Origin of the sequence: Pedobacter sp. CG_S7, assembly GCF_040544395.1 — a bacterium.
Lineage (GTDB): Bacteria > Bacteroidota > Bacteroidia > Sphingobacteriales > Sphingobacteriaceae > Pedobacter.
The window spans coordinates 159818-174048 of the sequence record NZ_JBEONS010000003.1; the positions used below are offsets into that span (position 1 = coordinate 159818).

16 protein-coding genes are annotated in these 14231 nt (G+C 38.0%); 7 read left to right on the forward strand and 9 right to left on the reverse strand.

Annotated features, from left to right (window positions below; translation table 11 throughout):
• Positions 1–30: 30 nt before the first annotated feature.
• From accB to pdxA, 6 genes are all read right to left on the reverse strand, one after another.
• Positions 31–498: an acetyl-CoA carboxylase biotin carboxyl carrier protein gene (gene accB, locus AAKU52_RS03605; RefSeq protein WP_354330327.1), complete on the reverse strand. Its 468-nt coding sequence runs from the start codon at positions 496–498 to the stop codon at positions 31–33.
• A gap of 66 nt (positions 499–564) precedes the next feature.
• Entirely contained in the window at positions 565–1554 is a 990-nt protein-coding gene (locus AAKU52_RS03610; RefSeq protein WP_354330329.1) for a beta-ketoacyl-ACP synthase III, read from the reverse strand.
• 7 nt (positions 1555–1561) lie between these two features.
• Positions 1562–2500, reverse strand: a complete 939-nt coding sequence (gene plsX / locus AAKU52_RS03615) for a phosphate acyltransferase PlsX (protein ID WP_354330332.1) — start codon at positions 2498–2500, stop codon at positions 1562–1564.
• Positions 2501–2601: 101 nt separating this feature from the next.
• Positions 2602–2793 carry a 50S ribosomal protein L32 gene (gene rpmF / locus AAKU52_RS03620; protein WP_084288924.1) on the reverse strand — a complete coding sequence of 64 codons (192 nt, stop codon included), beginning with the start codon at positions 2791–2793 and terminating at the stop codon, positions 2602–2604.
• Positions 2794–2811: 18 nt separating this feature from the next.
• Positions 2812–3345, reverse strand: coding sequence for a YceD family protein (locus tag AAKU52_RS03625; RefSeq protein ID WP_354330335.1), 534 nt, complete (start codon positions 3343–3345; stop codon positions 2812–2814).
• Positions 3346–3423: 78 nt separating this feature from the next.
• Positions 3424–4503 (reverse strand): 4-hydroxythreonine-4-phosphate dehydrogenase PdxA, encoded by a 1080-nt coding sequence (pdxA, locus tag AAKU52_RS03630; RefSeq protein WP_354330337.1) that lies wholly within the window; start codon positions 4501–4503, stop codon positions 3424–3426.
• 100 nt (positions 4504–4603) lie between these two features.
• Here pdxA and rsmA point away from each other — a divergent pair, with 100 nt between their 5' ends.
• The 7 genes from rsmA to AAKU52_RS03665 all read left to right on the forward strand — a co-directional run bounded on the left by rsmA (position 4604) and on the right by AAKU52_RS03665 (position 12313).
• Positions 4604–5398, forward strand: coding sequence for a 16S rRNA (adenine(1518)-N(6)/adenine(1519)-N(6))-dimethyltransferase RsmA (gene rsmA, locus AAKU52_RS03635; protein WP_354330339.1), 795 nt, complete (start codon positions 4604–4606; stop codon positions 5396–5398).
• A 12-nt stretch (positions 5399–5410) separates the two neighbouring features.
• On the forward strand, positions 5411–6337 hold the full coding sequence (locus AAKU52_RS03640; protein WP_354330341.1) for a 2-hydroxyacid dehydrogenase: 927 nt from the start codon (positions 5411–5413) through the stop codon (positions 6335–6337).
• Positions 6338–6495: 158 nt separating this feature from the next.
• Positions 6496–6969: a transcription elongation factor GreA gene (gene greA / locus AAKU52_RS03645; RefSeq protein WP_354330344.1), complete on the forward strand. Its 474-nt coding sequence runs from the start codon at positions 6496–6498 to the stop codon at positions 6967–6969.
• Between the two features lie 20 nt (positions 6970–6989).
• Positions 6990–7382, forward strand: a complete 393-nt coding sequence (locus tag AAKU52_RS03650; protein ID WP_354330346.1) for an HIT family protein — start codon at positions 6990–6992, stop codon at positions 7380–7382.
• A gap of 226 nt (positions 7383–7608) precedes the next feature.
• Complete coding sequence (locus AAKU52_RS03655; protein ID WP_354330348.1) at positions 7609–9045, forward strand: 3-keto-disaccharide hydrolase; 1437 nt, start codon at positions 7609–7611, stop codon at positions 9043–9045.
• Between the two features lie 81 nt (positions 9046–9126).
• A complete protein-coding gene (locus tag AAKU52_RS03660; RefSeq protein ID WP_354330350.1) occupies positions 9127–11106 on the forward strand; it encodes a c-type cytochrome in 1980 nt (659 codons plus the stop codon).
• A gap of 139 nt (positions 11107–11245) precedes the next feature.
• Entirely contained in the window at positions 11246–12313 is a 1068-nt protein-coding gene (locus AAKU52_RS03665) for a DUF6807 domain-containing protein (RefSeq protein WP_354330352.1), read from the forward strand.
• 17 nt (positions 12314–12330) lie between these two features.
• Here AAKU52_RS03665 and AAKU52_RS03670 read toward each other — a convergent pair whose 3' ends face one another.
• The 3 genes from AAKU52_RS03670 to rsgA are packed head-to-tail and all read right to left on the reverse strand — an operon-like array spanning position 12331 to position 14045.
• On the reverse strand, positions 12331–12657 hold the full coding sequence (locus tag AAKU52_RS03670; RefSeq protein WP_354330354.1) for a nucleotide pyrophosphohydrolase: 327 nt from the start codon (positions 12655–12657) through the stop codon (positions 12331–12333).
• On the reverse strand, positions 12657–13109 hold the full coding sequence (gene dtd / locus AAKU52_RS03675; protein ID WP_354330356.1) for a D-aminoacyl-tRNA deacylase: 453 nt from the start codon (positions 13107–13109) through the stop codon (positions 12657–12659). The genes AAKU52_RS03670 and dtd overlap by 1 nt, the downstream gene beginning before the upstream one ends.
• Before the next feature lie 15 nt (positions 13110–13124).
• Positions 13125–14045: a ribosome small subunit-dependent GTPase A gene (rsgA, locus tag AAKU52_RS03680; protein WP_354330358.1), complete on the reverse strand. Its 921-nt coding sequence runs from the start codon at positions 14043–14045 to the stop codon at positions 13125–13127.
• Between the last annotated feature and the right edge of the window lie 186 nt (positions 14046–14231).

Consider the following 14231-nt stretch of genomic DNA (forward strand, 5'->3'; position numbering starts at 1 on the left):
ATTAGATAACGATTTACCTGAAGGTAAATATTACATAGGTTCTACTAAAAATAATGGTTGGTCATATTCTACTGGTGATGCATTATCAACCAATACTTTTACTATTCTTCCAGAAATTTCGCTTTCAATTTCATTGAAAAGTTTCATGGCTTCAATGATACAAATTACTTTTCCTACACTGAATTCATCACCAACATTTAAAAAAGAAGGTTTATCAGGACTTGAAGAGCGATAAAAAGTACCAATCATTGGCGATTTTATAGTTACGTATTTTGAACTTTCATCAACCGGGTCAACGGGTTTGGTTTCAATAGCTGCAGGAAGTGCAGCAGCTGCTGCTGGTAATACTGTAGCGGTAGCCGGAGCTATAGTGTTTATAACCGTAGGCGCCTGGTTAGTTTTAATTGTTATTTTGAAGTCTTTTTGCTCTATGGCTACTTCATTAACGCCTGAACGGGAAACAAACTTAATAAGTTCCTGAATTTGTTTAATATCCATTTGATGTGATTTTAAAAAGATGTATATCTTTAGATAATACTAAGTTAAGATTATTTTTTTGTAAAATTAATATGCCCATTTTAAGTAAATAGAACCCCAGGTAAATCCACCTCCAAAAGCTGCTAATATAAGTGTGTCACCTTTTTTAAGCTGATTTTCCCATTCCCAAATACAAAGTGGGATGGTTCCATTAGTGGTATTTCCATATTTTTCAATATTGATCATGACCTTTTCTTGGCCCAGTCCCATTCGGGAAGCTGTTGCGTCAATGATTCTTTTATTTGCCTGATGTGGCACCAGCCAGGCGATATCATTTGCCGTTAATTGATTGCGGTCCATGATTTCTTTGGCCACATTAGCCATGTTTGTTACCGCAAATTTGAAAACTGCCTGGCCTTCCTGGTGTACAAAATGCTCGTGGTTATCTATAGTTTGATGAGATGCTGGACTGACAGAGCCTCCAGACTTTATGTTAAGGTAGTTTCTGCCAGAACCATCTGTGCGAAGGATGGAATCTATGATGCCATTTTCTTCTTCATTGGGTTCTAAAAGTACGGCACCGCAACCGTCGCCAAAAATGATGCAGGTAGTGCGGTCTTCATAATTGATAATGGAAGACATTTTATCTCCACCCACCACTAAAACTTTTTTGTGCTTGCCAGATTCAATGAATTGTGATGCTGTGGTGAGCCCGAATATAAAACCTGAACATGCAGCCTGTAAATCATAACCCCATGCATTGATAGCGCCGATCTTATCGGCTAAAATATTTGCCGTGGCGGGAAACTGCTGATCGGGTGTGGTAGTGCAAAAAATAATGAGTTCAATTTCTTCGGCAGAAATACCACGCTTTTTAAGTAAGCCATTTACAGCATGTACTGCCATATCTGAGGTGCCAAGTCCTTCACCTTTTAATATTCTACGTTCCTTGATACCCGTTCTGGAGGTTATCCATTCATCTGTGGTTTCAACGATTGATTCCAGTTCCTGATTAGTTAAAACATATTCAGGAACGTAACCATGAACCGCAGTAATTGCGGCGCGGACTTTACTCATTTTTATTTTATTTAAAAGCGGCCTGTATTTTAGCTACAAGGCCTGTAGTAATCATTTCTCGTGACTGCATGATCATGTTTTTGACCGCAAGAGGACTGGAAATTCCATGACCAATAATTACTGGGGCATTTACACCAAGAACAGGGCTGCCGCCGTAGTTTTCGTAATTAAAGCGATCGAAGAACTCATCTTTAAATCCTTTTTTTATAGTGAGCACGTAAAAAGATTCTGCAAGCTTTAGCATAATGTTTCCTGTAAAACCATCACAAACAATGACATCAGCCTTTTTATTAAAAAGATCCCTTCCTTCAATATTGCCAACAAAATTGATCTGTTTACATTCTTTCATTAAGGAAAAAGCAGCCATGCTTAATACATTGCCTTTTTTATCTTCTTCGCCCAAATTCATCAATGCTACTTTAGGGTTTTTGACCTGCATTACTGTTTCTGAATATAAACTTCCTAAAATACCAAACTGGAGTAAAAAATCAGGCTTACAATCGGCGTTGGCACCTACATCCAGCATGACACCAATGCCTCCATCCAATTTAGGTACAATGCTAGTTATGCAAGGTCTAAGGATATTGGTGCAGGTTTTTACACTTAATACAGCTCCAACAAGCATAGCGCCAGAATTACCTGCGCTGGCAAAAGAATCAATCTTACCGTGTTTAAGTAAGTCAAAACCTATTGATATACTGGAATTTGGCTTTTGAGCGATCGACTTCGTGGGATGGTCACCCATGCCTATTACTTCCTCCGTATGAAAGTATTCAAAATGATCAGGGTCGAACCCTTGTTCGGAAAGTAAAGGTTTAATCTGCTGAGTATCGCCAATCAGAACAAGGTGTTCTCCAGGCGATAGTATTTGATGAGCAGCTATTGCTCCCAAAACGTTAGCTTTGGGAGCATAATCTCCGCCCATTATATCGAGACCTATTTTCATAGTAAAAAATCAGTTTGTGTAGAGAGCATTAATGTGCATTTTTTTTGAATGCCTAAGTTAAACTTAAACACAAGCAAAACACAAACTATTTTTCAAGGATATTAACCTATAGAGGTGTTTTCGATAACTAATTTACCATTGTAGTACAAGTTACCATCAACATTGTAGGCACGGTGAGGAATATGTATTGCACCTGTTGTTTGGCAAGTAGCCAAAGAAGGAGCTTCTGCTTTATAGTGTGTTCTTCTTTTGTCTCTTCTACTTTTAGAAATCTTACGTTTAGGATGTGCCATTACTGATTTGTTTAATTATTATTTTAATTTTTTTAATGCTGCCCACCTTGGGTCTTCATCGTTCTTTTCTTCTTCATGTGCTGTGCCTGTACTCAGGTTTTCCAACCTTGCGATCATTTCTTTATCGCATTGCTGGCCTTCACCATTCTCTTCACAGACTTTAATAAAAGGTACCGATACACTAATGAATTCGTAAAAAATTCCAGCGAGATCGATATTACTTTCTTTTTTATTTATTACAATAATCTCCAGATCATCGCTTTCTGTATCATCGTCGGCAAACTTAACAATTTGTCGATCTTTAATATCAATCTTAGCATTAAATTCTGCCAAACATTTATCGCAATCTAATTTTACGGTACCCAAAATCTGGATTTGTAAAATTAACATTGTTTCTTGCTTATCGAGCTCAACTGTCGCCTTTAAAGTACCTTCTTTAATTGAAGAGTACTCAAAAGCACCAAAAAAGCTGTTATCAAGGTCAAACTCGAATTCATGTTTGCCAATTTTTAAGCCAGTAAAGGGGATCGAAAATTGTTTTAAAGCTCTCAATTGTAACCAAATTTTAGCCCGCAAATGTATGAATTAATTTGACATAAATAAAATCATTTTTATAAAATGTTTGGCCACTTAATTTGCGTCATCCTTAACATCAGATGCTGTTTCTATTATTTTGCCCCCAGACCTTAATTGAGTGCTCAATAAACTTTCCTGTTCTCTTCTGTTTTTTACGATGTGGGTGGCTGCAAAAATAGCTTCTATAAATGAAGTGGGGTCTGCAACGTTTTTTCCGGCAATGTCATATCCCGTTCCATGATCAGGAGAGGTGCGCACTACTTTTAAGCCTGCGGTATAATTTACGCCTGTACTAAAAGCAATTGATTTAAAGGGTATCAAGCCTTGGTCATGGTACATCGCTAATACTGCATCAAATTGTTTATAAGTGTTATTGCCAAAAAAACCGTCGGCTGGGTAGGGGCCGAAACAGATGATTCCTTTATCAAAAGCCTCCTGAATGGCAGGGATAATAATATCGGCTTCTTCACTGCCCAATAAGCCGTTATCGCCAGCATGTGGGTTTAATCCCAATATGGCGATTTTAGGTTTTTCTATCCAGAAATCTTTTTTAAGGCTTTCATTGATCAGTTTTAATTTCTTAACGATCATGTCTTTTGTAATCGTGCCGGCAACATCTTTTAATGGAATGTGGCCCGTTACCACGCCAACCTTTAGGTCTTCACTGATAAGGAACATCAAAACATCTGAACTGCCACTGCGTTCTTGAAGATATTCGGTATGGCCCGGAAATTTAAAAGTTTCTGATTGTATGTTAAATTTATTGATAGGTGCAGTAACCAGGGCATCTATTTCTCCGCTGATTAAATCTTCTGTAGCCTTTTCCAGAGATAATAAGGCGTATTTTCCGCCAATTTCTGTAGAGATACCTAGCTCAATTTTTACATCTTCTTCCCAGCAATTAATCAGGTTGGCTTTTTTAGGATTGGCCAAACTTGCGCTATTAATGACGTTAAAATTAAAATCAGTTAGACCTAATGCTTTCCTATGGTAAGAAGCCACTTTCGTGTGCCCATATACAATAGGGGTGCAATAGTCCAGAATACTGTTGTTGGCTAAAGTCTTAAGAATAACTTCTAAACCAATTCCATTAACATCACCAATGCTAATCCCTATTTTTACTTTATTGCTCATGCTCAACTTAGAATTTAGCGCAAATTACAAGATTTTAACAATATTGTTAGTCCGATACTGTTAAAACTTTGCTTATTTTGCGTGCTTAGATCAGGAAAGCATGAGTTTGGTAAGGGCAAAGAAACATTTAGGACAACATTTTTTAACAGATAAAAACATTGCAGCAAAAATTGTTAACGGGCTGATACATACAGATCAGTATAAACAAGTATTGGAAGTTGGGCCTGGAATGGGTATTCTATCTGATTTATTATTGCAACGTCAGGATTTGGAAACCTATATGATTGATATTGATGTGGAGTCTTATCGTTTTCTGCAAGGTAAATACCCCCAATTGGGAAATAGACTTATAAATGGAGATTTTTTAAAGCTTGATTTAACTACTATATTTCCAGGTAAATTCGCCATCATTGGCAACTTTCCTTATAATATTTCTTCACAGATTTTATTTAAAATTTTGGAACACCGTGGTCAGGTTGTTGAAATGGTGGGTATGTTCCAAAAGGAAGTTGCAGAACGCTGTGCTTCTAAATCGGGAACCAAAGATTATGGGATTCTGAGTGTATTGATTCAGGCTTACTATGATATTGAATATTTGTTTTCTGTAAAACCAGGAACTTTTAATCCTCCGCCAAAAGTGAATTCTGGTGTAATCAGGCTGAGCAGAAATAATACTGTAGCATTGCCATGTGATGAAAAGCTTTTTTGGCGCACCGTTAAAGGTGGCTTTAACCAAAGAAGGAAAACATTAAGAAATGCGCTGTCGGGCACCATTTCTAAAGACAGAATGGATGATCATCCATTTTTTGATAAACGTGCAGAGCAGCTCAGTGTTGCTGACTTTATTGCGCTGACCCAACATTTAACACATTTGAATACTATTGCTGAATCATAAAAACACCTTTAAATGAAGAGCCCAAAAATATTAATAGTTGACGACCTGCATCCTGTTTTTAAAGAAAGAGCAGCAGCATTAGGTTATGTTGTGGATGACCAGCCTTTAATTAGTCGTGAGGAAGCCCTATCGGTTATTGCCAATTATGAAGGTATTGCTGTTCGTACAAAATTCAGGATTGACCAGGAGTTTATGGATGCTGCTCATCAATTAAAATTTGTAGCAAGAGCAGGAGCCGGACTGGACAATATTGACGTGAAGCATGCCTCATTAAAGAATATAAAGCTATTGAATGCTCCTGAAGGGAATCGGGATGCCGTTGGTGAACATGCTGTGGGTATGCTGCTTTCCTTAATGAATAACTTTAATAGAGCAGATGCCGAAATTAGAAAGAGAATCTGGTACCGGGAAGGTAACCGTGGTTTTGAGTTGAAAGGCAAAACGGTAGGCATTATCGGTTATGGTTTTATGGGAAAAAGTTTTGCTAAGAAACTTTCTGGTTTTGAGGTAAAGGTAATTGCCTATGATAAATATAAAACAGGTTTTTCTGATGCTTTTGCTCAGGAAGTGAGTATGGAAGAAATTGTGAGGAACAGTGATGTGCTCAGTCTGCATGTTCCCCTTACCGCTGAAACGAGGCAAATGGTGGATAGGGAATACCTGTTTCATTTTAAGAAGCCGTTTTTTCTCCTCAATACTGCCCGTGGCGAAATTTTAAATACCACAGCACTGTTAGCGGCCATTGATGATGGCAGGGTTTTAGGCGCTGGTTTAGATGTGTTGGAGGTAGAAAAGTTTCCTGCATTGGCAGAACAAGATTGGTATAAAGAACTGATTGGTTGTGAGAAGGTGCTTTTAACGCCACATGTTGGCGGCTGGACCTTTGATTCATATCGTAAAATATCAGAAGTATTAGCGGATAAGCTGGGTAATATGTAATTAAATATTTGCATTTGTAATTATTCCCTATTATCTTCGTTATAATTGGATGCAAGACTATATGGGCTTTATGCCGGTATGGTCTTGTTTGTATTTTAGAGAAGCCTGTGGAAATAGGTACGGAGTAGAAATAAAAGTATTAAAAAAATAATTGAGCCATGACAGAAGTTACGTATTATACGGAAGAGGGTTTAGATAAACTTAAGAAAGAGATACATTATCTAAAAACAACCGGTAGACAGCTCATTTCTAAAGCTATTGCGGAAGCAAGGGATAAGGGTGATCTTTCTGAGAATGCAGAATATGATGCAGCTAAAGAAGCACAAGGTTTGCATGAAGCAAAAATATCAAAATTATCGAATACCCTTTCGACTGCAAGATTAATTGATGAATCTAAATTAGATTCTACCAAAGTATTGGCTTTGTCTATAGTAAAAATAAAGAATATTAAGAATGGTGCAACCATGACTTACCAGTTAGTGGCAGAGTCGGAGGCGGATATGAAAACGGGTAAAATATCGGTAAAATCGCCCATTGCCCAGGGTTTGCTCGGGAAATCTGTAGGAGATAAAACAGAAATTGAGGTTCCTGCGGGAAAAATAGAATTTGAAGTTTTAGAAATTAGCAGGTAATTAACTTTTAAACAGCACAGATGGCAAGTATCTTTTCGAAAATTGTTAGTGGAGAAATCCCTGCACATGTAGTGGCCGAGACCATAGATTTTATGGCTTTTTTAGATATAAATCCTTTAACGATGGGTCATGTATTGGTGATTCCGAAAAAGGAAATTGATTACCTGTTCGATATGGATGAGGAGAGTTATTTCGGACTAACCTTATTTGCAAAGATTGTGGCTCAAGCTTTAAAAAAGGCTTTTCCTTGTGTTAAGGTCGGGGTGGCCGTAATAGGATTGGAAGTTCCGCATGTGCACATTCATTTAATTCCGATGAATAAGGTGAGTGATATGAATTTCAGTCAGGAAAAACTTAATCCTACAGAAGAAGAACTGGAAATAGCTGCTGAAAAAATTAAAGCGGAGTTGTAACCAGGAGTTTTTTTCCTTATAACTAAAAAGAGGTTTCTCCAAAGAGAAACCTCTTTTTAGTTATAAGGAAATCTGAATGGATGTAAAATCGGATACAAGTAACATTATTACTTCATTTGAAGATTATTAGTACAAATTTACCATGTTCCCGTTATTAAAAATAAGTTAAACACAAATAGGCATTTTAAAATACCTATTTTTAAAGTTTTGTAACCAATAAGCACATATGAAATTTAATTTTTTAAAGTTAGGAACAACGGCTTCCGTCTTGCTGCTGAGCTCGGCATTAGTTTCTGCTCAACAACCTACAGCACAGCCAGAGATTGGGCTGAATGACCTTTCCTCATTCAAAGATCCAGGAAAGACCTGGTTTATAAGCAGCGGGGTTACTGCTGAATTAAACACCACTAATTCATTAAATACGGCTAAAGGATCGGGTGTTCTGGTCAACATCCCTACCAAGAAAAATCATGGAAGCGACTTATCGACCATTGCTGAACACGGTGATATGCTATTGGAGCTGGATTACCTGATGGCTAAAGGTTCCAATTCTGGTGTTTATTTACAAGGTATTTATGAGATTCAACTAGAAGATTCCTGGGGAGTTAAAATACCTCTATCATCGAATAATGGCGGAATCTATGAACGCTGGGACGATTCAAAGCCCGAGGGGCAAAAAGGTTATGGCGGCTATGCACCACGGCAGAATACTGCTAAAGCTCCAGGCTTATGGCAACACCTTAAAGTAGCATTTCAGGCACCACGTTTTGACGCTTCAGGGAATAAAGTTTCTAATGCCCGTATTTTAACAGTAGATCTTAATGGGGTAATCATTCATGACAATGTAGAACTATTTGGGCCTACAAGAGGTGCTAATAGCAAAGAAAAAGCATTGGGTTCTTTGCGCTTGCAAGGAGATCACGGAGCAGTGGCTTTTAGGAATATTAAAATTGCGCCACTTCCTTTAGAAATGTTGAATGGAGGTCAGAAAGGTGGGAATAATCCAGATCCTATTTATATTGATGCGCCATCAAATACGATGATCCGTAGTTTTGTAGATGTTGCGGAGCACCAAAGAGTAGTACATGCTATCTCTGTGGGAAGTTCGCAACAGGTTCATTATAGCTATGACCTGGACAATGGACTTCTTTTGCAGGCATGGCGTGGCGAGTTTATTGATGCTACTCCGATGTGGCATGAAAGAGGCAATGGTTCTTCAAAAGCCCGTGGAAGTTTAACTCCATTTACTAAAAAACCGGTTCCTTCCATAACAAAATTAGCTAACTCACAATCGGCATGGTTAACAGATACCACTGGAACTGGGTTCCGTACAAAAGGTTATATCATGGATACAGAAGATCGTCCGGAGTTTAAATACCATATTTATGGCGCTTTGGTTACCGATGCGATTAAAGCTTTGGAAAACGGGCAAGGACTAAGTAGGGAGATTTCTTTAGATAAACCCATAGATAATGCTTATTTATTATTAGCTGATGCTGTTGATATCACAGAGCTCTCTAAAGGTTTTTTTCTGGTTGATGATCAATCCTTTTATTTGAAGTTTGAAAATTCAAAAGATAAACCAGTGATCAGGGAGGTAAATGGAAGAAAAGAACTGGTAATACTTCTTCGTGATAAGCTAAACTATTCTATTTTATTTTAATCCAGATTGAATGAGGACATAAACATGTGTCATTATAGCGCATGTTTTTCTATTTGAAATTTGAAAAAACTAATACTACTAATGAAATATACTTTTAAAATGCTGGCAATGCTGGCTTTATGCTTTAGTTTTACTACCGTATTTGCACAGGAAACACCAAAGGAGGAAGATTTCTTCAAAATCATGAAAATGAGAGTGCCCGAAGGCATAGTGCTGGAAGTTGGGGGTTTGGTAACTTTGCCAAATGGTGATTTAGGGATTTCTACCCGCCGTGGTGATGTCTTTATTGTTGAAAACCCTACCAGTAGCAGACCTTATTTCCGCAAGTTTGCTACGGGGCTACATGAGATTTTGGGTTTGGCTTACCGTGATGGTGCTTTTTTTGTAGCGCAAAGAGGTGAGCTGACGAAACTGATCGATAAAAATATGGACGGTAAGGCTGATGTTTATGAAACTATTTATGCATGGCCATTAAGTGGGCATTACCATGAATACAGTTTTGGTCCTAAAATAGCCCCTAATGGGTCATTCTTTGTAACGGCAAATGTTGCTTTTGGCAATGAGGAATGGTGGCGTGCTGAAAGTCGTGTGCCTATGCGCGGTTGGGCAATGAACATTACAGAAGATGGTAAAATGAAACCTTGGGCAGCTGGATTACGTTCTCCAGCAGGGATGAATGTTATTGATGGTCAACTATTCTATACCGAAAATCAAGGCGATTGGGTAGGATCAGGCGCAATATGGAAAGTGAATGAAGGTGATTTTATGGGGCATCCAGCAAGTTTAAGATGGGCAGGGCGCTCTGACTCACCTTTAAAATTTACTGCTGAAGATTTCTACTCAAAAATTGATGAACGCAGGATAAAAAATGATCAAGGCAGATATATCAAGCCTGAAAATAGGGTTAATGAAAATTTTAAAACCCTATTTGATATGAAAAAGGAAATTCCCGCACTTCGATTGCCTGCAGTTTGGCTTCCTTATGCAACACTAGGAATCTCTACTTCAGAACCAGTGAAGATACCAAAAGGTACGTTTGGGCCTTTTGAAGGTCAGCTTCTTATTGGCGACCAGGGGATGAGTATCATTTCCAGAGTTTTTATGGAAAAGGTGAACGGTGAAGAACAAGGCGCTTCATTCCTGTTTCGTAGTGGTTTCCGTTCAGGAGTTTTAAGATTGGCCTGGGCCACTGATGGTTCCTTATTTGTTGGGGAAACTAACAGAGGCTGGGGATCGGCAGGTGATGCGAATGAAGGTTTAGAGCGCTTGGTTTATAATAACAAGATGCCTTTTGAAATGAAAGCCGTCAGGGCAATGCCTGATGGTTTTGAAATTGAATTTACCCTTCCCGTTGATCTAAAGTCAGCTCAGGATATCGCTTCTTACGATGTGGAAAGCTTTATCTATAAATATCAACCTGTTTATGGTTCGCCACCGGTAAATAAAGAACGCCTAAAGATTAAAGGAGTTAAAGTTTCACCGGATGGCTTAAGGGCAAGGATCGTAGTAGATAACCTGCGTAAATACTATATTCATACTATTACTGTTAATGGTGTTCGTGAAAAACAGAATTTCTATTCGCTTGTTCATCCAATTGCTTACTATACTTTAAATAATATTCCTGATGGCACAAAGTTGGCTGCTAATGAGTTGAGCACCAAAGATTCTTCAAAAGAATTTTTCGGGGATGTTACACCAAAAGCTGTGGCAACAAAAAAGATGAATGCGAAAGGAAAGACGACTGCTTCAACAAAAAAAGCCGTAGCTAGTAAAGGGAAAAATACTGCTGCAGTAACCAAAGCACCAACTTATGCAGAAGTTAAAGGACTGTTGGCAAATAATACCTGTCTGGCTTGTCATAGTACTACAAAAAGACAAATCGGGCCTTCTTTTATTGATGTTGCTAAACGCAAATACGCAGATGAAAAAATTCTGCAGTTGATTCATAACCCTAAACCGGAGAACTGGCCTGGATATTCTACTGAAATGCCTCCTATGCCTCAGGTATCTAAAGGAGATGGATTAAAAATTGCTGCATGGATTAATTCTTTAAATAAATAAAAAATAGCTTCTATTGGCTATTACTAAATTTATTTCCCTATTTTAAAGGCCCGTATAGCATGCGGGCCTTTAGCTTTTATTGATTTTTATAAGCTGATAATGGTTTCATTAATAAATTTTTTATTTTAAATAGAAAGCAATGGTTAAAAGGTATTTAAGGTTAGGTGTATTCCTGCTGTTAGGGTCATTAATGTTATTAGGTGGATTCACGCTGAGTAGTTTTAAAAAAGAGAAACGATTTACGATTACAGAAAATAAGGCGGAGAAAAGAGTTGATATTACAGTGGATGGTAAACCTTTTACTTCCTACATCTACCCTGATGAATTAATGAAACCTGTATTATATCCATTGCGAACTTCAAAAGGAACTCTTGTTACGCGGGGCTGGCCTTTAATTCCGCGGGCAGGAGAGCGTGTTGATCATCCTCATCATGTAGGTATGTGGTTTAACTATGGTGATGTTAATGGATTAGACTTCTGGAATAATTCTACTGCGATACCTGCTGAAAAGAAAAATGAATATGGTACGATTAAGCACATTGCGGTGAATAAAATGACTGCTGATGATGATAAAGCAGTTTTAGAGGTAACCATGGACTGGCAGAAGCCAGATGGCACAAGCCTTATAAAGCAAGATGCAAAATATATATTTACAAAAAATAGCGAAGGCCTTGCTATTGAATTGATTACTAAATTGACTAGTTTAAAAGAAGATGTCTCATTTAAAGATAATAAAGAAGGTTTATTGGGTATTCGTGTTGCACGGGAGTTGGAACATCCCTCAGATAAACCAGAGAAATTTACAGATGCAAAGGGGATAGCTACTGACGTAGCCAAATTGAGTAATGAAGGGGTAACAGGTAAATACCGAAGTAGCAAAGGGATTGAGGGGGATGATGTTTGGGCTACCCGGGCAAAATGGATGAATTTGAATGGAAAAATTGGAGATGAATTGATTTCATTAGTGATACTTGATCATCCTAAAAATGTTGGTTATCCTAGCTATTGGCATGCTCGTGGTTATGGATTATATGCTGCAAATCCACTCGGACAGAAGGAATTTAGCAAAGGTAAGGAAGTCTTAGCTTATGAGCTGAAAGCAGGTAAGTCTGTAGTTTTCAGGTATAAAGTGCTAATTAGTTCTGGTGTTAATCTTCCTGACAATCAGGTGAATGCGGCTTTTGATAAGTTTTCACATTCCAAATAGACTTCTTGTTAGGATCTTTATTTTAGTTTATCGTTATTCTGGTGTCTATCGGCATCGCGGATGCTGTTTTTAGTCATTTTATCTGCTAAAGCAGTCGTTAAATCTATACCGGTTTGGTTGGCAAGGCAAATCAAAACAAACAATACATCTGCCATTTCTTCACCGAGGTCTACAGCTTCATCACTTTTTTTAAACGATTGTTCGCCGTATTTTCTGGACATGATCCTGGCTACTTCGCCAACTTCTTCCATTAAAATTGCGGTATTAGTCAATTCGTTAAAGTAGCGGACACCTGTAGAGGTAATCCATTGGTCTACGTTTTCCTGTGCTTCTTTAATGGTCATTATTCCTTGTTTTTAGTGTCAATGATGATTGTTACTGGTCCATCATTTAACAGGCTTATTTTCATGTCGGCACCAAAAATGCCTGTTTGGATTTCCTTTTGAATCAGGAGAGAAAGTTTTTTTACCATACTTTCATACATTGGTATGGCCTTATCTGCTCTGGCTGCGCGTGTAAAACCTGGCCTGTTGCCTTTTTTCGTTGTGCCAAAAAGAGTAAACTGACTAATCAATAAAATATTCCCGTTAATGTCTGCCAGGGATTTATTCATTAAACCCTTTTCATCACTAAATATACGCAAGCCCGAAATTTTCTGTGCTAACCAGTCCAAATCTTCGGAAGAATCGGCATCTTCTATTCCAATTAAGACTAATAAACCCTGGTCAATTGCACCGGTAATCTTTTCTTCAACTAGGCAGCTTGCCTGTGTTACTCTCTGGATAACTGCTCTCATGTAATCTTATACTTTTTATGCCCTGGTTTCGTTTCCGTGGTAAATGCTCAAATAGCTTTCATACCTGCTGAGTGCTATCGCGCCTTCTTCTACGGCTTTAATAACGGCGCAGCCTGGTTCGTTAATATGTCTGCAATTATTAAACCTACATTGATTCATTAATGCGCGCATTTCAACGAAATAGTGACCAAGCTCTTCTGGTCGGATGTCAAAGATGCCTAATTCCCGGATTCCAGGTGAATCAATTAAATAACCGCCAAAGGGTAGGGTATGCATTTCGGCGAAAGTAGTGGTATGCTGGCCCTTATCGCTTGATTCAGAAATGATTCCTGTCCTAATGTCCTGTCCCGGTAATAAGGCATTGATCAGACTAGATTTTCCGACTCCAGAATGCCCAGCGAAAAGTGTCTTTTTGTTTTTTAAAAGCGCTTCTATTTGAGCCATATTAGTTCCTTTTATGGCGGAAACTTCATAACATGGATAGCCTATTTTCTCATAAATACTTTTATAGTCGGCTAGGATTTCTAGACCTTCAATTGAAAACAGATCCAACTTATTGAAAATAAGCATTGTTGGGATGCGATAAGCTTCAGAAGTGACTAAAAACCTGTCAATAAAGCCTAAAGATGTTCTTGGTGAAGCGAGGGTAACGATAAGAAAGGCCTGATCCAAATTAGCGGCAATGATTTGCGCCTGTTTGGATAAGTTGATTGATTTACGAATAATGTAATTTTTTCTTTCTTTTAGCTGATGTATAACTCCAGTATTTGCATTGGGTTCCAAATCAAACTCCACCTGGTCTCCTACCGCAATAGGGTTTGTGGTTTGAATTCCCTGTATCCGGAACTTCCCTTTAATTCTGCAGTCATAATCTTGTCCATCCTTTGCATGTACCTGATACCAGCTTCCTGTTGATTTAATTACTAATCCTTGCATATGAAGTGGTAAAGGTATCGAATTAATATTTTTTAACAATCATTTGGTATTTAGAAAAATATAACTTTACTTTATGCCCAGCATAGTTAGTCTATAAATTAAGTAATGTATAACCTGTATTCAACCATTATTATTATTATTACCACCATTACCGGGGAATCCGGAGGGAGGTAAGCTAATGGTTAA